Raw genomic sequence first — 17,746 nt, 5'->3', positions numbered from 1 at the left:
CCTAGTGCCCTCGGCTCGGCCAGCGCCAACCCGCGCGGCGGCCGGGCTTCGGATGATCCTCGCTCTCCTCAGCCGCGGGAGTTTCGGCGTCCCATGCGTACGCCTCAACGAGCGTCGCCTCATCGGTCAGCTCGTCAGTCAGCGCCTCGGCTGCACGATCAGCGGAGCCGGCCGTTTCTGTCGTCGCCGCTTGGGAAGGTTCGAACCCCGAATCCGTCAGCGCCAGTTCTTCAGTCGCATACGCCGCGGTCTCCTGATCATTCGGCATCAGCGTCGCCGCCTCAGAGACATCCGTCGCAAACGCATCGGTCTCATCACGGTCCGCCGCAATGTCGAGCGCCTCGTCGACCGCGGAGTCGAAGTCGACGTCGTCTTCGTGCACCGAAGCGGTGTCCGCGGTCTCGTGACGGCGGTGCAGCACTCCGCTTCCCGGCACCGCGCTTGGCACCGCGCTCGGCAGCGCTGCGCGGATCTTCGCAACATCGAAGCGTCCCGCGATGGTCCCGATGAGCAACCCGCCGCCCACCTCGAGAGCGATGAACCCGCCGGTGAGCCACGCGTCCGGACCGTTCGAAGCGAGGCGATCAGGCCCCATCGAACCGCGTGAGAGCGCGCTGATGCCTGCGACGGCGAGGCCGGTCAACGCCGCTGCGAGCAGGCTGATCGCAACGGCAGCGGGCCATGAGGCGCGGCGCATGCCGGGCCTTCTCGCGAAGAGGATGCCGAGCGCGAGTGCCGCGACGACCAGCAGTCCGGGTGCGAATGCACCGCGCTCGCCCCATCCTTCGGGCAGCACCCCGAGCATCGGCAGCGCCGGAAGCGGACCGAGCAATGTTTCGAACGGCGTGACCGAGCTCCCCGCGCCGATCTCGAAACCGGTGCCCGACATCCAGGCAAGGCTCCACACGATGGCGAGCGGCACGAGCGCGAGCTGAGCCAGGAAGAGCGTGAGCGATCCGATCGGATCGAGCTGGAGGCCTTGCGTCAACGCCGTGACATCGGCGTACCCCGTGGCCACCGCGATGGCGAAGCCGACGGCGGCGATGCCGAACACGAGCGCCAGCGCCGCAGCGGCGAGCCGAATCATGTCCGCTGCACGGTGCGGCAACGCGGCACCCGAACGCACCCCGAGATATTCGAGCCCTCGCAAGATGCGCCGCACGGCCGCCTCCCACCAGGGGTGGCCGTCACGGCCAGCGCGCACCAGAAATGCAACTGCCGACGCGCCACCGTAGACCGCTGCCGCGCTGAACGCCGCCTGCATCGCCGTCCATTCGAGCAACGGTGCGGCGACCACGGCCGCCCCGAGTGACACCGCGCCGAAGCCCACAATCCCTCCAAGCACGCCCATCGCACCGACACCGCCGCGCCCCGCGAAACGCCAGCCGGCCCGCAGCGCGAGCAGCACCGAGATCAGCGTGATTCCGAGCGGAGCGAGTGACAGGCTGAAGCTGAGCGCTTCCGGAGTGAGCCCCAGGCTCAGAGCGGCTTCGGCCGAGACCGAGAACTGCAGGGGCACGAAATGCGCCAGCAGCCATACCCCGGCGACGTCGGCCGCAACCGATGCGGGTTCGGCCGCGAGGCCGAAGGTGATGACCCAGACCAGCACTGCAGGAACCGCGACGACGGCGAGCCCGGCGAGCGCCACGGCGACCGCCTCGATTGCGGCGATCACCGCGGTCACCAAGGATCTCATTGCCAGAATCTTACTCCGCGCCGCGCCTCGAATTCCCTGGCCCCACTGCCGTAGGGTGAAGTGACAGCCCACGAATCACGCACAGAAGGCCGGGTCGCACGTGCCGCATTCTTCTCTCCGACACCCGGCCGACGCGCCACAGGGACGGGTGGTGATCACCGGGGCGAGCGGCTTCATGGGCCGGTATCTCGCCGAGCGGTATCGAGACGCTGGGCGTGATGCGGTGACGGTGGGTCGAACCGGGTCGCACATCGGTTGGGACGACGCCGATGCGCTGCGCGACGCGGTCGACGGCGCGTCGCTCGTCGTCGGCTTGGCCGGGAAGAGCGTGAACTGCCGATACACGGCCGCGAACCGCGCCGAGATCATGCGATCCCGCGTCGTGACCACGCAACGGCTCTCGCGCGCCATCGCCGCAGCCACCGACCCTCCCCCGGTCTGGCTGAACGCCTCCACAGCGACCATCTACCGCCACGCCGACGATCGCCCCATGACCGAGGCCGACGGCGAGATCGGCTCGGGCTTCTCGGTCGACGTCGCACAGGCGTGGGAGGAAGCGCTGTTTCGCGAGGATCTGCCTCGCACGCGACGCGTCGCGCTGCGCACGGCGATCGTGCTCGGCCACGGCGGGGTGCTTCCGACGATTCGCGGTTTGGCTCGCCTCGGTCTGGGTGGATCACAATTCGACGGCCGTTGGCCGTCGAGCCGGGGCCGCCAGCGTGCCGGCACCGCGCATCGATTCGCGACGCGCAGTGGCTCGCAGAGGTTCAGCTGGATCCATATCGAAGACGCCGCGAGGGCCCTTGATTTCCTGGAGCAGCGGGCAGAGCTCGATGGAGCGGTGAACTTGAGCGCACCGAACCCGGTCGACAACCGCACGTTCATGCGAACGGTGCGCAGAGTGCTCGGGGTGCCGATCGGCCCGCCGCTGCCCCGCTGGATTCAGGAGGTCGGCGCAATCGCGATCCGCACCGAGACGGAACTCGTGCTCAAGAGCCGGTGGGTGCTGCCCAAGCGGCTGGAAGGGGCGGGGTTCGCTTTCCGGTACCCCGAGCTCGAACCCGCTCTGCGCGAGGCGTACAGCCGGTAACCGCCCCTATTCGGTGCCGTGGATGAGGCCGAGGATGCGATCCTGCACATCTTGGAACTCGACCGTTCGCTCGGAGGACAGCGCACGCGGGCGCGCGATCGGCACGTCGACGATCTGCTGCACGCGGCCGGGTCGACGGCTCATGACGATGACTCGGTCGCTCGTCACCACGGCCTCCCCGATGTCGTGCGTCACCAGCAGTACTGTGAGCCGGTGGCGGTCCCAGATCTCGAGCAGCAGCTCCTGCATCGTGCGGCGCGTGAGGGCGTCGAGCGCGCCGAACGGCTCGTCCATGAGCAGGATCTCGGGGCCATAGCTGAGCGAACGGGCCAGCGCCACGCGCTGCTGCATGCCGCCGGAGAGTTGCGCCGGCCGAGCGCGCTCGAATCCTTCGAGGCCCACGAGCCCCAGGAACTCGCGCGCGCGATCGGCCCGGTCGGCGCGGGAGAGATCCGTCTCGCCGCGAAGCGCGAATTCGACGTTCTGCTGCACCGTGAGCCACGGCATCAACGTCGCCTGCTGAAAGACCACACCCCGGTCCCTGCCCGGGCCCGTGATCGGCATCCCGTTCACCTCGAGCGTGCCCGCACTCGGCTCTTCGAGCCCCGCGATGAGCGAGAGCAGCGTCGACTTGCCGCAGCCCGACGCGCCGACGATCGAGACGAACTCGTTGGTGCCGATCTCGAGATCCACGCCTTCGAGTGCGGTGACGTCGCCGAAGCGCTTCACGATCCCCGTCGCCCGCAGCTTCAGGTCTGCGGCGTTCTGCACGCTCATGGGCGGCCTTCCTGGTATGCGAACATGCGCCGACCGGCAGCGCGCATCGCCTGATCGAGAATCAGTCCGAGCACACCGAGCACGAACACGTACCCGATGATCAGGTCCGTCTCGAAGAAGCGCTGCGCCACCGTGATGCGGTAACCCATGCCGCTCGACGCTGCGACGAGCTCGGCGACGACGAGCCAGGTCCACGCCCAGCCGAGCGTGATCCTGAGCGCGTCCCAGATGCGCGGCATCGCCGATGGCACGACGATCCGCACCAGCAGCTGGCCCCAGCTCAGGCCGAGCGTCTCGCCCAGGCTCACCAGGGTGCGCGGGGTGCGTCGCACCGCGTCGGCGACCATGAGCACCTGCTGGAAGAACGTGCCCATCCAGATGATCAAGAACTTTTGGTTCTCGTCAATGCCGACCCACACGATCGTGAGCGGCACGAATGCCACCACCGGCATATACCTGATGAAATCCATGAGCGGCTCGAGCGCTGCCTCCACCCGCGCGTTCACGCCCATGAGCGTGCCGATCGGGATCGCCATGACCGTGGCGATCGCGAAGCCCATGAGAATGCGGAAGGCGCTGACCCCGGCATCGCTCCACAGCTCGCCGTTCGCGACCTGTCGGCCCAGCGCATCGAGCACCGCACCCGGGCCCGGAAGGAACATCGGGTCTGCGAGGCCGGTCGCGCCCGCCGCCCACCACGCGACGATGAGCACGACGAACGTGGCGGTTGCGATCGCGAGGTACGCAGGGCGCCCGATCGGCCGTCCGATGCGCGCGCGCCGACGCCGGCGCACGGGAGGTGCTGCGATGGGTTGCGCCATGGTGCCGGTTACTCTCCGAGGAACTCGGAGCGGATCGCGCTCGTCGCGTCGACATCGCCCGAGATCAGGCCGATGCGCTGCGCCACCTCGGCCAGCGCGGGCAGCGTATCGGTCGCGTAGGCGCCAGACAGCTCGTCACGGTTTTCGGCGAGCGAGTAGTAGTGCACGCCCGCGAAGGCCGTCTCGAGGTCGGCGGGGTCCGATCCGACACCGGCGGCGATGACGCCCTGCGCCGCTTCCGTGTCGCTCTCGTAGTACGCGACGGAATCGTCCCATGCGGCGAGCACCTCGCGCACCTCGTCGGGCCGTTCGTCGAGCACCTCGTTGCGCACCACCAGCACGTCGGTGATGAGTCCCGGGAACTCGCCCGCCGTCACCACGGTATCGACACCCGCATCCGAGCCCAGCGCTTCGCTGATGTACGGCTCGTACGTCACGCCGGCGTCCACGCGACCGGCGAGGAGCATGGGCGTCACCTTATCGGCGGACGACTCCACGATCTCGATGTCGTCGAAGTCGAGGTTCTCCTGTTCGAGCGCTTCGGCAAGCAGGATCTCGCTGGTGGCCCCCTTTTCGAACGCGACCGTCTTTCCCTTCAGCCCGGCAACATCGTCAATGCCTGATGTACTGAGAATCGCGTCGGCTGCGGTCGCGGAATCGAGCATGAGCACGATCGACACGTCCACGCCTTCTTCGATGAACTGCAGTGCGGCCTGTGCACCGACGTTCGCCATATCGAGACGATTGGCGGCGAGTGCCGCATTCACATCGGAGTCGGCGTTGAAGCTCGACAGCTGCACGTCGACCCCGCGATCGGCGAAGAACCCCTGGTCTTCGGCGACGTACCATTGGCCGTAGCCGAGCCAGGGCTGCGTGCCCATGCGCAGGGCGTCCGATGACGCGTCGGCACCGGTGTCTGCGTTCTGCGACGAGCAGCCGGTCAGCGCGAGCGCGAGCGCTGCGGTCGCGGCGGCTGTCAGGGAGAGCGAGCGGGTGAGGCGGGTCACGGCGATCCTTTCGAGATGGCGCGGCCAGTGGGGCGCGCGGCGGCGCGGCTTCGCGCACAACCTCACCAGTTTACGGCAGACCAGCGCCGTGCGCCCGCTCCGCCCCGTGAACGCACCAGGGGCGGCCTCCCGAAGAAGACCGCCCCTGTCCGTGCGTCACCGCGTGCGCACTCAGAGTGCGTTGAACGCCGCGCGCAGCAGATTCGCCGTCTCGGTCGGCGTCTTGCCGACCTTCACGCCGGCGGCCTCGAGGGCCTCCTTCTTCGCTTGCGCGGTTCCAGCAGAGCCCGAGACGATGGCGCCAGCGTGGCCCATCGTCTTGCCCTCGGGCGCCGTGAACCCCGCGACGTAGCCGACGACCGGCTTCGTCACGTTCGCCTTGATGTAGTCGGCAGCGCGCTCCTCGGCGTCGCCGCCGATCTCACCGATCATCACGATCGCCTGCGTCTCGGGGTCGGCCTCGAAGGCTGCGAGCGCATCGATGTGCGTCGTGCCGATCACCGGGTCGCCGCCGATGCCGATGGCGGTGGAGAAGCCCAGATCGCGCAGCTCGTACATCATCTGGTAGGTGAGGGTGCCCGACTTCGAGACGAGGCCGATCGGCCCCTTGCCCGTGATGGTCGCGGGCGTGATGCCGGCGAGCGCTTCGCCCGGCGTGATGATGCCGGGGCAGTTGGGCCCGATGATGCGGGTCTCGTTGCCGGTCGCCTGGGCGTGAGCCCACAGCTCGGCCGAGTCCTTCACGGGCACGCCCTCGGTGATGATGACGAGCAGGCCGATGCGCGCGTCGATGGCCTCGATCGCCGCGTCTTTGGTGAAGGCCGGCGGCACGAACGCCACGGAGACGTTCGCTCCGGTGGCTTCCATGGCCTCCGCGACGGAGGCGAAGACGGGCAGCTCGACCGCGTTGCCCGCGGCGTCGACGTGCGAGACGGTGGTGCCGGCCTTGCGGGCGTTCACGCCGCCGACGACATTGGTGCCCGCCGCGAGCATGCGTGCGGTGTGCTTCGTGCCCTCGCCGCCGGTAATGCCCTGGACGATGACCTTGGAATCCTTGTTCAGGAAGATCGACATGGTGGTTCTCCTACAGTCTTTCGTCTCGGATCAGCGGGCGTTCGCGAGTTCGGCGGCCTTGTCGGCGCCCTCGTCCATGGTGGCAGCCTGCGTGACCAGCGGGTGCGCCGCCTCGTTGAGGATCGCGCGGCCCTCTTCGACGTTGTTGCCGTCGAGGCGCACAACGAGCGGCTTGTTCGCGGCGTCGCCGAGCTTCTCCAGCGCGCCCACGATGCCGTTGGCGACCGCATCGCACGCGGTGATGCCGCCGAAGACGTTGACGAACACCGACTTCACCTGCGGATCGCCGAGGATCACGTCGAGACCCGCCGCCATCACCTCGGCCGATGCGCCGCCGCCGATGTCGAGGAAGTTGGCGGGCTTCACGCCGCCGTGGTTCTCGCCCGCGTAGGCGACGACATCGAGCGTCGACATGACGAGACCCGCTCCGTTGCCGATGACGCCGACTTCGCCGTCGAGCTTCACGTAGTTGAGATCTTGCGCCTTGGCCTTCGCCTCGAGCGGATCCTCGGTCGACTTGTCGGCGAGCTCCGCGTGCTGCGGCTGGCGGAAGTCGGCGTTCTCGTCGAGCGACACCTTGCCGTCGAGCGCGATCACGTCGCCAGCGCCGGTGAGCACGAGTGGGTTCACCTCGACGAGCGTGGCGTCTTCGCCGACGTACACGTCGTAGAGCTTCTGGAAGACGGGAACGACCTTCGAGATGAGCTCCTCGGGGAACTTCGCAGCCCGAGCGATCTCTTCGGCCTTCGCAGCGTCGATGCCCACAATGGGATCGACGGCGATGCGGGCGAGCGCTTCGGGCTTCTCCACCGCGAGCAATTCGATCTCGACGCCGCCTTCAACCGAGGCGAGCGACAGATACGAGCGATTGGCACGGTCGAGCAGCACGGAGAAGTAGAACTCCTGGGCGATATCAGCGCCGGCCGCTACCATGACGCGCTCGACGACGTGCCCCTTGATGTCGAGTCCCAGAATCGACTTCGCCGCTTCGAACGCCTCATCGGGAGTCTTCGCAACCTTCACGCCGCCGGCCTTGCCGCGGCCTCCGGTCTTCACCTGAGCCTTCACGACGACGACGCCACCGAGCTTCTCGGCGGCCGCGCGCACCTCTTCCGGGGTGTCGGCGACGATGCCGGCCAGTACCGGCACCTCGTATCGTTCGAATAGATCTCGTGCCTGGTACTCGTACAGATCCACGTACTGTCCTTTGCTTGGGAGTCGGGGTGATCCGAGGCAGAAAAATGTCTCGATGTCGAGGTAACTCGACCGGTGCTCAGCCTATCATCGCGCGATGGGCGAACCTCGACCGCTCTCGGGCTTCGAGCGGTAGAGCGCCGCATCGGCTCGCGCGAGCACCGCGTCGAGCGTCTCCCCCGTTTCCGCCGTCGCGATCCCCCATGACCACGCGAAATCGGAGCCCGCGCTGAGCTGCCGCAGTCGCTCCTCGGCGACTGCCGCATCCCCGCGAAAGACGAGCACGAACTCGTCGCCGCCCAATCGCGCGACGAGTCCGCCCCGCTTCGCTCCGGTGCCGCGGCGCTCGACCAGCTCGTTCCACGCGCGCACGCTCGCCGTGAGCGCTGCGTCACCGGCGATGTGGCCGCCCGCGTCGTTCACGCCCTTGAAGTCGTCGAAATCGAGCATGGCGACGGTGACGGTTTCCCCCCGGCGGGAAGCTCGCTTGCGCAGGGACCCCTCGAGCTCGCGCAATCCGCGCCGATTCAGGGCCCCCGTGAGCGAATCGAGGCACGCCTCACGGCGCAGCTGACGCCTCACGGTACGGGCCCCCTCGAAGCAGAACAGTGCGACGAGGATCGCGTACCCCACGAGCATCCTCGGGTCTGAGACGCCGTTCCCCAGGTCGGGGTTGAGTTGAAGCACCAGTAGCAGCCGCACCACGCCGAACACGATGAGCGCGCGACCGAGCAGTCCGGGGTAGAACCATCCGATGTACAGCGCGACCAGCGGAAGCTCGAGGAGCGCGTTGATCTCGGCGTGCACATGAATCGAGGAGAGCAGAAAGTAGGTCGACCACGCCTCGATCGCCGTGAACATCACGAGCCCGGCCCAGCGGGGGTATCGAGTGCCGAGCGCCAACGGCAGCACGGTGGCGACCGTGTAGAACACCAGCCACAGCGAGACGGTCACTCGGTTGAGGTGCGGATGGGCGATGAGCAGGTCGGAGACGAAGACGGTCGCGAGCAGCAGCGGAATCGCCCCGCTCATGTACGAGAACGGCGTCTGCCTGCGGTTGAAGCGCTCCCAGGCGTCGCGCGCATCGTGCAGCATGTATCGCCCCGCGCGGCGTCTACGCACGATCCGCTTTCTGCTTGCAACGCTTCTGCTCGTACAGCTCAGCGTCGGCGCGCCGCAGCAGGTCCGCGACATCATCTCCCGCCGCGTACTCGCTCAGCCCCCACGACCAGGGGTGCGGCGACGCTGTCTGCAGGCGCTCGGCGATCACGGTCGCTGTCGACCGATCGGTGTCGGGAAGGAGGATCGCGAACTCGTCGCCGCCCAGACGCCCGACAACGTCGGCGCTGCGGAGTTCAGCCCGCCACGCGGCGACCGTCGTCTCGAGCGCCCGGTCGCCCGCGGCGTGACCGCTGGCATCGTTGATCTGCTTGAAGCCGTCGAAATCCACGGCGAGCAAGCACAGCGGGGCCGCTCTCCGTCGAAGCTTGGCCTCGGCTCGCTCGGCGAACGGCGCTCGATGCAGCGCGCCGGTGAGTGCGTCAGTGGATTCCACACGTTTGGCCCGGCGCCACAGATAGTTTCCGGCGACGTAGCAGAACAGGAGGCTCAGCAGGCCGTGCACGGCCACCGGTGAACCGATGCGTCCATCAGCGTGGAAGAGCGGGTTTGTGAACATCACAGCGCCGAACACCGTGATGCTCAGCGCGGTCAGCGGGACCGCGAGCCTCGGCCGCACGAACCACCCGAGGTAGAACGCGACGATGGGAAGCTGCTGCAGTGCAGAGATGACTGTCTGCGAGTCATGTGCGAGGCTCAAGAAGTACGCCTGAGCCGCGAGAAAGATGAACACCGCGACGATTCCGACCCAGCGCGGCAGCCGGCGCCCCAGGATGATCGCTGTCGCACCACCGCTCAGGGTGATGACGAGCAGCACCCAGATCAGCACGCGATGCTCGATGTAGTCGTGAAACGCCAGGTCGATGGCGAGTGTGGCCGCCATGAGCGCTGCAGCAGAGGCCACGTACCACGAGTGAGGGTCCTGTCTGCGGAGGAATGCGGTCACCGAGGGCACAAGTCACCCTCCCTCCGTTGTTGTGCATCCCCCGAGTTCCCCAACAGCCCGAATACAGGGTACACATTCCAGAGGCCAAAGGATATGCCGACATTTGCCGCTGGCCACGGTTGCAGCACTCGACCCGTTCTCTCAGCGATGAAGAATACACTCGATGGCGCTGCGACCGCCGCCCTCCCGCTCCCGGGCAGGTATTCGAGTCGGCGCGGTGGGAAAGAAGTCACGTGAGCACAACCGAGGGCACCCCTCCTGAAGGCCTGCGAGCCCGGAAGCGCCGGCGCACCGAGAACGCCATCGAGTCGTCTGCAGTGCGGCTCGCACTCGAACTCGGCGTTGAGAACGTCACCGTCGACGCGATCTGCGAGAGCGCCGACATCTCCCGCAGCACGTTCTTCAATTACTTTCCCTCGCGCGACGACGCCATCGTGGGTCGCGCCATCGACATCCCGGACGGTGAAGCCGCATTCGCCGTGCTCGACAGCACGCCCGACGACCTGCCGCTCGGCCTCTTCCGCCTGCTGTTCGCGGCGATTGGCCACCGGAGCGTCAACGCCGACGTCGCGCGAGAGCGCATGCGGCTGGTCGCGGAGCAGTACGAGGCCGGGCGACTCATGATGATCTCGATCTTGGAATCGGGTCACCAACTCGGCGCAGTGGCCGTTGCGTGGCTACGGGCTCATCCGGAGCACGCGAAGCTCGATTCGCCCGAGCGCGAATCCACGCTGGCGCTCGCGCTGGTGCACGGCACGATGACGGCGCAGATCACCGCATGGTCGAGCGGAAGCGGTGACGTCAGTGCCGACGAGTCCGATTTCCTCTGCGTCGCGGCCGACTTCCGACGACTGCTCGGCTGAGACGACGGATCGCCCGGCTGGGACGACCGACCACGCCGCTACGGCCACAGCTACGGCTACGGCTCGAGCTTCTCGATCGGCGCGAGCTTCACCAGGAGCTTGCGCTCTCCCACGCTGTCGAACACGACATGAGCGATGCGCTTCGTGCCAACTCCCGATATCCCGGTGACTCTTCCGTCACCGTACTCGTCGTGGCGAATCCGATCTCCGGTTGCGAGCTCGAGGTCGCCATTGTCGCGCACCGACCCTCCGACGAGATTCGGGAAGCCCCCGCCAGTGGCCTGCGCCTCCTTTGCGAGTCGCTTCCGCTCGCGCCACTTGTCGAGCGCAGATTGCATGTTCCCGCTCGCCGGCTCACTCACCGCTGCAGAACCCGATCCGCCTCCCCCACCGGAGAACGAGACCGCAGAGTCGTTGCGGGTGCGCGACCAGGATCCGCCGCTCCCCGCGGCGCGGGGCGCATTCAGCGCGCGCGAAGCGGTGCCGCCGCGGCCGGTGACTTCTCCCGGAGACTGTCGCCAATCGATGAGCCCTTCGGGAATCTCTTGCAAGAAGCGAGAGGGCATCGCGACTGACACATCGCCGAACGTCGCCCGCGTCGAGGCGAGCGTGAGGTACAGGCGTTCGCGCGCACGCGTGATCCCCACGTACATCAGCCGCCGTTCCTCGTTGATGCCGCCGATCTCGTCGACTGACATCTGGTGCGGCAGCAGTCCCTCCTCGACTCCCGTGATGAAGACGGCCTTGAACTCCAGCCCCTTCGCCGTGTGCATGGTCATGAGCGATACGGTGCCGCTCGAATCATCGAGGTCATCGGCAGCCGCAACGAGGCTCACCTCGGTCAAGAAGGCGAGCAGTCCGGCGCCGGGCTGCTTCACGTCGAATTCCCGGGCCACGGCGAGCAGTTCCTCGAGGTTCTCCGCGCGCGCGTCGTCCTGCGGGTCGCGCTTGGCCCGCAGCTTCTCGATCATGTCGGTCTCGTCGAGCACGAGCTTCATCACGTCGCCGACCGGTGCGGGTACTGCTTCCTCACCCGCCACATCGGTCGCTCCCCCGCCAGCCGCCATGCGCGATGCCCTCACGAGCATCTCGCCCAGTGCGCGCACCGTCGCGCGAATCTTCGGCCCGATCGCGGTAACCTCTTCGGCGCGCAGCATGGCCTCGTGGAAGGAAAGCCCGCGTGCCTCCTGGAAGTTCGCGAGGTGGGCCTCCGCCATCGCGCCGACACCGCGCTTCGGCGCACCGAGGAGACGCGACCATGCGATCGGATCGTAGGGATTCGCGATGCTCGTGAGATACGACATCGCGTCTTTCACCTCGGCACGTTCGTAGAACTTCGTACCGCCGAGCACTCGATACGGGATCGCCGACCGAATCAGCAGTTCTTCGAGGGCTCGCGTCTGCGAGTTGGTTCGGTAGAACACGGCGATATCGCTGTACCCGACGCCCGCGCGGTGCAGGTCTTCCACCTCTTCAGCGACGAACCGTGCCTCATCGTGCTGCGAGTACCCGGTGAACCCGACGATGCGTTCACCGTCGCCCTCCGAGGTCCAGAGGCGCTTCTCCTGACGGTCGAAGTTGTTGCCGATCACCGCGTTCGCTGCTGACAGAATGTTTTGCGTCGAGCGGTAGTTCTGCTCGAGTTTCACGACCTCGGCGCCGGAGAAATCGCGCTCGAACTCGACGATGTTGCGGATGTCGGCGCCGCGGAACGCGTAAATCGACTGGTCGGAGTCACCGACGACGGTGAGGCTCGCGGCGGAGATTCGGCCGGAGGCGTCGACCTCGCGCTCACGCGCCGGCGGCACCAGACGCTCGACCACTTCCGGCTCGATGGGACGCGTGAGCTCGCGGATCAGCGAGTACTGCGCGTGATTCGTGTCCTGATATTCGTCGACCAGAATGTGGCGGAAACGCCGCTGGTACACCGCGGCGACTTCGGGGTGCGCGCGGAAGAGGTGCACGGTCTGCCCGATGAGGTCGTCGAAGTCGAAGGCATTCGCCCGCTTGAGCTCCTGCTCGTACATTCTGAAGATCTCGACGAACAGGCGCTCGCGCGGGTCGTTCTCGTTCATCGTGGCCGCGTGGGTCGCGGCATCGACGAGCTCGTTCTTGAGCTTCGAGATCTTCGAACCCGAGTTCGCCGGAGTGAAGCCGTACGTGTCGGCGTCGAGTTCCTTGATGATTCGCTTGAGCAGCGCACGGGAATCGGCTGAATCGTAGATCGTGAAGCCCGACACATAGCCGAAGCGCTCCGCCTCGCGACGCAGAATGCGCACGCACGCCGAGTGGAAGGTCGAGATCCACATGCCCTGCGATGCGTCTCCGAGCAGCCCCTCGATGCGCTCCCGCATCTCGGCCGCGGCCTTGTTCGTGAACGTGATGGCGAGGATCTGGCTCGGCCATGCCTCGCGCTCACGAATGAGATGCGCGATCCGATGCGTCAGCACCCGGGTCTTGCCCGAGCCTGCTCCCGCGACGATCAGCAGCGCGGGCCCGCGAGTCGTCACCGCACGTGCCTGCGCGGGGTTGAGACCGTCGACCAGGGGGTCGTCGGCCGTGCCGTTCGCGCCTGTTCCGCCGCCGACCGGGAGACCTGAAGGGTCGAGAAGTTCGAAGTCGCTCATCGTGCCCCCAGTCTACGAGGCGCCTCTGACATTCGGCCTCGCTGGCCCGGTCAGGCGGACGAACTCGGTCTACAAGAGCCTCGCTGCCAGTCCGAGCGAGAACCAGAGACCGAGAACGACGGCGAAGACGCCGAGCATCGTCAGAGCCTTCGCGACGCCGCCCCACGCACTGCGCGCGATGATCGTGTTGACGACAACCCCGAGAGCACCGATTGCTCCACCCAGTGCGCCGCCCATGACAAGCAGTCCCAAGGGCAGGAGCATGAGAATGACCAGCCAAACGGGGAGCGCCGGGCCAGTTTCAAAATTGCGTTCTCCTATCTGAATCGTCGGAAATGGCCTCACAAGCGTGCTCTTCACAGTGACTTCGACCGACGAACCCTCCCGTGTTCGAACGGAGAAAGAGCGTCGTCCAGTCGACGGGACCTCGACACTCCCGACGAGCAGTCGCGGCTTTCCACTCCAGAGGTTCTGTTCGACGACCACTGGTCCATCCAGGTCTGGAATGGCGATGGGGTCTGTGCGCATTCTTGTCTCCATGATGTTGTAAAGGTGTGAGCTTGACCTGCCGGTCCAACAGTTCGGAGGGGGCGGGAGGCGAGCTCCCAGACATCGCCGACCTCGGGATCTCGCTATCGATCTTGCGCCACGTGACGGATCTGGTTTCTTGCATCGATGCCGGTTCAGCACGGGACCGTCGCGTTTCCGTAGCAATCACGACCGGCTTCAGTAATCTCTAGAGCCTTGATCGCTCGCCGGAGACCAGGCGGACGCAGCAATGAGCGCGGGCTTTCGAGGCACACACGTGAAGCCCCTCGCACGCTCGGCTCATATCACCGCAGAAGACAAACCCGACATTCGTCCTCGCTGGCCCGGCGTACGGCCGATGCCCTCCGATCCCGCAGAATAGGAGGTATGTCTGCCTCCGCCACTCGGCGCCCGTCCGTGCTCGTCTTCGCCACCGGGGGAACCATCGGCATGCGCCGCACCGACAGCGGTCTGGCCCCCGATCCGGAGTTCCCCGAGATTCTCGAAGATCTCGTGGCGCGCATCTGCGCCCCGCTCGGCGTCGAAGCCCGGGTCAATCACCTCTCCCCCGCGATCGACAGCGCGAACGCCGACGCCGATACCGCTCCGAAGATCGCCCGCGCCGTTCGCGCCCGCGTGCGCACCCAGCGCCCCCGCGGGGTGGTCATCACCCACGGCACCGACACGTTGGCCTACACGGCCGCGCGGCTCGCATTCGAACTCGGCGACCTCGGCGTGCCCGTGGTCGTCACGGGTAGCCAGCTTCCCCACGGCGAGATGGACACCGATGCGATCGGCAACCTCACTCTCGCGATCCGCGCCGCGGTGAAGGCCGCCCCCGGCTCACCCTCCGCCATCGCCTTCGGCGGAGAGCTGCTTCCGGCGGTGCGCGCGATCAAGCACGACAGCGTCGCGCTCTCCGCGTTTCGGGCGGAACTCCCGCTCGCGGCGGGAGCCTCCGGGGTGCCGGCGGCACCACCCGTCGGTCACGATATGCCGGCTCCCGAGGCGCCATCGCGCGTGCTCGCGTTCCGTTTCGTTCCCGCAGTCACCTCCGACGATGTGCGCGCCTCGGTGGGCGGACGCCCCCAAGGACTCGTGCTCGAGTGCTACGGCAGCGGCAATGGGCCGATGGCTCGCCCGGGCATGCTCGGCACGCTGCGGGAACTCTGCGCTGCCTTGCCCGTCGTCGCCGTGACGCAGTGCACCACCGGGGGCGTCGACCTGAACCGCTACGCGGTCGGCAGAGAACTCGCGGCAGCGGGGGTCATCGATGGCGGCGATATGACGGTCGAGGCGGCCACGGGAAAACTCGGCTTTCTGCTCGACCGCGGCCACGGCGATGATGAGCTGCGGATGCTGATGCAGCAGAATCTCGTGGGCGAACGTACGAGCGCGAGCGTCTGAAGCGCCGCGGGCGTTCGCCTCAGGCCACCGCATCGTCGCGTATCGCGACACCGAGATCGGGATGATCGACGAACACGCCGTCGACTCCGGAAGACGCGATCATCGCGAATTCAGCGTTCCAATCTCCCCACTGCTCCGCAGCGGCCGATCCCCGAAACACCAGATTCAAGAAGCGGTTCTCCGGTCGCAGCGTCCACGTGAACACCCGCAGACCTCTGGCGTGCGCTCGCTCCACCAGGTTGGTCGGTCCGAGCGCCTGGCCGAGCACGCCGATGCGAAGCAGATTCGCCTTGGCCACGCTGATCCCGTCGACCCGCGTCGCCAGGAAGTCGAGACCCGCGTCGCTGCGGTACCAGGAGTAGCTGCGGGGCGGCGCGTCGCCGACCGGCTCGTCCGCAGGCGAGCCGAAGCGCTCCGCGAGAAAGACGAACTCCGCACGTACGCCGGCAGCACGCAGTCGATTCAGCACGCCGAGTTCGAACGACTCGACCACCAGCCGCTCCGGCCGATCGGCCCAGCCGCTCCCGGCGAGCTCGACGCAGAGCATCTCGACGAGATCGATTCCGCGATCCTCGTAAAACTGGGCGTGTTTCACCTCCACGACCACACCGATCTCGCGACCCAGTGCGGCGCTCTGCTCGTCGACGATCGCGAAGACGTCTCGCAGCCGCAGGATCCCCTCGGCGCCGTCGAACCGAGTGTTCTCGGGGCGTACACGCGGCAGCCGTTCCCGGCTTCCGAGCGTCGCGAGCTCTGCCCAGGTGAAGTCTTCCGTGAACCACCCGGTGAGCTGCTCGCCGTCCACCGACTTCGTCGTGCGGCGGTCGATGAACTCCGCTCGATCGGCCACGTCGGTGGTGCCCGAGATCTCGTTCTCATGCCGCACGACGAGCACTCCGTCACGCGTTGCGACGATGTCGGGCTCCACGAAATCGACACCCATTTCGCAGGCGAGCCGGTACGCCGACGCTGTGTGTTCTGGGCGGTACCCCGACGCTCCACGGTGGCCGATGACGAGCGGGCGGCGTTCCAGGCTGACCATGCTCTCAGCCTAGGCCAGACCCGCATGCCGCCGTCGATGAACAGAGTCCAGAAGTCACAGCCGATCCGAAGCGCGCGCTCGATACACTGAATCAGACCCATACGCCTGGAAAGGATCCTGACGCATGAGCAACCCGGCTCTCAGCAACAACCCGGCACTCAACGGTAAATCACTTACCGCCGATGAGCTGCGCCGCATTTACGAACAGCCCGCCGCGCAGACGCAGCGTCCGGGCGTCGACACTCCGGCGGCGGAGGCGTCGTACGGAGGCATCCAGCATCCGCCGGTCGCGCCGTCAGACAAGCCCATGACCTACGAGAACACGATCTCGAAGACCGTCATGCTCTTCGTCATCGTGCTCGCATTCGGAGCCGTCGGCTGGTTCATGCCAGCCCTCGCGCTCCCGGCCGCGATCGTCGGGCTCGTTCTCGGGCTCGTCAACGCGTTCAAGAAGCAGCCGAGCGTTCCGCTCATCGTGTTGTACGCGGTCTTCCAGGGCGTATTCCTCGGCGGCATCTCGGGCATCTTCGAATCCCAGTGGTCGGGCATCGTCTCGCAGGCCATCATCGGCACGCTGGCGGTCTTCGCCACCGTGCTGATCCTGTTCCGCAGCGGCAAGGTGCGCACCAGCCCGAAGCTCAACAAGATCTTCATGGTGGCGATCTTCGGGTACCTCGCGTTCTCCGTGGTCAACCTCGTGCTCATGCTCACCGGAGTGAACCAGGACCCCTGGGGCATGCGCAGCGGCCCGCTGGGTCTCGCGATCGGCGCGCTCGCCGTGCTGCTCGCCTCGTACTCACTGGTCATGGACTTCGAGTTGATCCAGAACGGCGTCAAGAACCGCGTGCCCGAGAAGTGGGCATGGTCGGCAGCGTTCGGTTTGATGGTCACGCTGATCTGGCTCTACGTCGAGATTCTGCGCATCCTCGCGATCCTGCGCGGCGACTAAGCCAGAGGGTGTTTTCGGGCGGGCTCGGTGCTTCGGCGCCGGGCCCGCTTTCGTGTGTCTGCCCCAGTGGTGGATGGCGCGCCGCGGGGCCGCCCGGCATGTCCAGCCTTCGAGCCCTCCTGTTCGTCGCGAGAGCGCAGTTTGTGCTCACGCACAAACCTGCATGGTGCCCAACTGCGCTCTCGTGCCCCCGTCGCGCCCCTGTCGCGCCCCTGATACGCCCCTGTCGCGCCCCTGACGCCTCAGAAGACCACGCTTCGCTACCCGCCCCGTGCACGAAGAATAGGTCGCGCCAGCATGCAGCGACAGAAAAGCCCGGCCGAGGCCGGGCCTTTCTGTTCTCTCGATCGCACCCGAGGCCGAGACGGCTTCGGGGCAGGCTACGAACGGTCAGAAGTGACCGTTCGCTTCACGCCTACTCCCACTCGATCGCTGCGCGATCGAGTGTCACACTGAGCCGATGCACTCGCGGCAGTAACGGAAAAGCCCGGCCGAAGCCGGGCTGTTCCGCTACTCCCACTCGATCGCTGCGCGATCGAGTGTCACACTGAGCCGATGCACTCGCGGCAGTAACGGAAAAGCCCGGCCGAAGCCGGGCTGTTCCGC

Annotated in this window: 15 protein-coding genes; 4 read left to right on the top strand and 11 right to left on the bottom strand. The window is 67.0% G+C overall.

The window, feature by feature from the left end; genetic code table 11:
* Position 1 precedes the first annotated feature (1 nt).
* Positions 2 to 1,696 (bottom strand): DUF6350 family protein, encoded by a 1,695-nt coding sequence (locus AB0O71_RS02010; RefSeq protein WP_363741277.1) that lies wholly within the window; start codon positions 1,694 to 1,696, stop codon positions 2 to 4.
* Positions 1,697 to 1,796: 100 nt separating this feature from the next.
* On the opposite strand from AB0O71_RS02010, the gene AB0O71_RS02005 reads away from it, so the two are divergent.
* Positions 1,797 to 2,786: a DUF1731 domain-containing protein gene (locus tag AB0O71_RS02005; protein ID WP_363741275.1), complete on the top strand. Its 990-nt coding sequence runs from the start codon at positions 1,797 to 1,799 to the stop codon at positions 2,784 to 2,786.
* A 6-nt stretch (positions 2,787 to 2,792) separates the two neighbouring features.
* Here AB0O71_RS02005 and AB0O71_RS02000 read toward each other — a convergent pair whose 3' ends face one another.
* The 7 genes from AB0O71_RS02000 to AB0O71_RS01970 form a co-directional block, all read right to left on the bottom strand.
* Positions 2,793 to 3,563 (bottom strand): ABC transporter ATP-binding protein, encoded by a 771-nt coding sequence (locus tag AB0O71_RS02000; protein WP_363741273.1) that lies wholly within the window; start codon positions 3,561 to 3,563, stop codon positions 2,793 to 2,795.
* Entirely contained in the window at positions 3,560 to 4,384 is an 825-nt protein-coding gene (locus tag AB0O71_RS01995) for an ABC transporter permease (RefSeq protein WP_363741271.1), read from the bottom strand. The genes AB0O71_RS02000 and AB0O71_RS01995 overlap by 4 nt, the downstream gene beginning before the upstream one ends.
* 8 nt (positions 4,385 to 4,392) lie before the next feature.
* Positions 4,393 to 5,391, bottom strand: coding sequence for an aliphatic sulfonate ABC transporter substrate-binding protein (locus tag AB0O71_RS01990; protein WP_363741268.1), 999 nt, complete (start codon positions 5,389 to 5,391; stop codon positions 4,393 to 4,395).
* 171 nt (positions 5,392 to 5,562) lie between these two features.
* Positions 5,563 to 6,465 carry a succinate--CoA ligase subunit alpha gene (gene sucD, locus AB0O71_RS01985; RefSeq protein ID WP_363741265.1) on the bottom strand — a complete coding sequence of 301 codons (903 nt, stop codon included), beginning with the start codon at positions 6,463 to 6,465 and terminating at the stop codon, positions 5,563 to 5,565.
* Positions 6,466 to 6,495: 30 nt separating this feature from the next.
* Positions 6,496 to 7,662 (bottom strand): ADP-forming succinate--CoA ligase subunit beta, encoded by a 1,167-nt coding sequence (sucC, locus tag AB0O71_RS01980; RefSeq protein ID WP_363741263.1) that lies wholly within the window; start codon positions 7,660 to 7,662, stop codon positions 6,496 to 6,498.
* A gap of 84 nt (positions 7,663 to 7,746) precedes the next feature.
* Positions 7,747 to 8,781: a GGDEF domain-containing protein gene (locus AB0O71_RS01975; RefSeq protein ID WP_363741261.1), complete on the bottom strand. Its 1,035-nt coding sequence runs from the start codon at positions 8,779 to 8,781 to the stop codon at positions 7,747 to 7,749.
* Positions 8,774 to 9,682 carry a GGDEF domain-containing protein gene (locus AB0O71_RS01970; RefSeq protein WP_363741259.1) on the bottom strand — a complete coding sequence of 303 codons (909 nt, stop codon included), beginning with the start codon at positions 9,680 to 9,682 and terminating at the stop codon, positions 8,774 to 8,776. The genes AB0O71_RS01975 and AB0O71_RS01970 overlap by 8 nt, the downstream gene beginning before the upstream one ends.
* Positions 9,683 to 9,957: 275 nt before the next feature.
* Here AB0O71_RS01970 and AB0O71_RS01965 point away from each other — a divergent pair, with 275 nt between their 5' ends.
* Positions 9,958 to 10,587: a TetR family transcriptional regulator gene (locus AB0O71_RS01965; protein ID WP_363741256.1), complete on the top strand. Its 630-nt coding sequence runs from the start codon at positions 9,958 to 9,960 to the stop codon at positions 10,585 to 10,587.
* 56 nt (positions 10,588 to 10,643) lie between these two features.
* Here the strand turns inward: AB0O71_RS01965 and AB0O71_RS01960 are convergent, their stop codons facing one another.
* Both AB0O71_RS01960 and AB0O71_RS01955 read right to left on the bottom strand, forming a co-directional pair.
* Positions 10,644 to 13,214 carry a UvrD-helicase domain-containing protein gene (locus AB0O71_RS01960; protein ID WP_363741253.1) on the bottom strand — a complete coding sequence of 857 codons (2,571 nt, stop codon included), beginning with the start codon at positions 13,212 to 13,214 and terminating at the stop codon, positions 10,644 to 10,646.
* A gap of 69 nt (positions 13,215 to 13,283) precedes the next feature.
* Positions 13,284 to 13,742, bottom strand: a complete 459-nt coding sequence (locus AB0O71_RS01955; protein WP_363741250.1) for a hypothetical protein — start codon at positions 13,740 to 13,742, stop codon at positions 13,284 to 13,286.
* A 387-nt stretch (positions 13,743 to 14,129) separates the two neighbouring features.
* On the opposite strand from AB0O71_RS01955, the gene AB0O71_RS01950 reads away from it, so the two are divergent.
* Positions 14,130 to 15,149 (top strand): asparaginase domain-containing protein, encoded by a 1,020-nt coding sequence (locus tag AB0O71_RS01950; RefSeq protein ID WP_363741248.1) that lies wholly within the window; start codon positions 14,130 to 14,132, stop codon positions 15,147 to 15,149.
* 19 nt (positions 15,150 to 15,168) lie between these two features.
* Here the strand turns inward: AB0O71_RS01950 and AB0O71_RS01945 are convergent, their stop codons facing one another.
* Complete coding sequence (locus AB0O71_RS01945) at positions 15,169 to 16,191, bottom strand: glycerophosphodiester phosphodiesterase family protein (protein WP_363741246.1); 1,023 nt, start codon at positions 16,189 to 16,191, stop codon at positions 15,169 to 15,171.
* A 124-nt stretch (positions 16,192 to 16,315) separates the two neighbouring features.
* Between AB0O71_RS01945 and AB0O71_RS01940 the strand changes: the two genes are divergently transcribed.
* Positions 16,316 to 17,140: a Bax inhibitor-1/YccA family protein gene (locus AB0O71_RS01940; protein WP_363741244.1), complete on the top strand. Its 825-nt coding sequence runs from the start codon at positions 16,316 to 16,318 to the stop codon at positions 17,138 to 17,140.
* The last annotated feature ends 606 nt before the right edge of the window (positions 17,141 to 17,746 follow it).

The organism is Leucobacter sp. NPDC077196, from assembly GCF_040687075.1.
Taxonomy (GTDB): domain Bacteria; phylum Actinomycetota; class Actinomycetes; order Actinomycetales; family Microbacteriaceae; genus Leucobacter.
Note: the sequence above shows the minus strand (reverse complement) of the source record. Positions and strands in the feature narration are given on the sequence as shown.

Excerpts from the sequence above, each read along its gene's own strand:
- AB0O71_RS02010 (WP_363741277.1), bottom strand. The coding sequence starts at position 1,696 with ATGAGATCCTTGGTGACCGCGGTGATCGCCGCAATCGAGGCGGTCGCC.
- AB0O71_RS01955 (WP_363741250.1), bottom strand. The coding sequence starts at position 13,742 with ATGCGCACAGACCCCATCGCCATTCCAGACCTGGATGGACCAGTGGTC.
- AB0O71_RS01940 (WP_363741244.1), top strand. The coding sequence starts at position 16,316 with ATGAGCAACCCGGCTCTCAGCAACAACCCGGCACTCAACGGTAAATCA.
- AB0O71_RS01960 (WP_363741253.1), bottom strand. The coding sequence starts at position 13,214 with ATGAGCGACTTCGAACTTCTCGACCCTTCAGGTCTCCCGGTCGGCGGC.
- sucD (WP_363741265.1), bottom strand. The coding sequence starts at position 6,465 with ATGTCGATCTTCCTGAACAAGGATTCCAAGGTCATCGTCCAGGGCATT.
- AB0O71_RS02000 (WP_363741273.1), bottom strand. The coding sequence starts at position 3,563 with ATGAGCGTGCAGAACGCCGCAGACCTGAAGCTGCGGGCGACGGGGATC.
- AB0O71_RS01995 (WP_363741271.1), bottom strand. The coding sequence starts at position 4,384 with ATGGCGCAACCCATCGCAGCACCTCCCGTGCGCCGGCGTCGGCGCGCG.
- AB0O71_RS01945 (WP_363741246.1), bottom strand. The coding sequence starts at position 16,191 with ATGGTCAGCCTGGAACGCCGCCCGCTCGTCATCGGCCACCGTGGAGCG.
- AB0O71_RS01950 (WP_363741248.1), top strand. The coding sequence starts at position 14,130 with ATGTCTGCCTCCGCCACTCGGCGCCCGTCCGTGCTCGTCTTCGCCACC.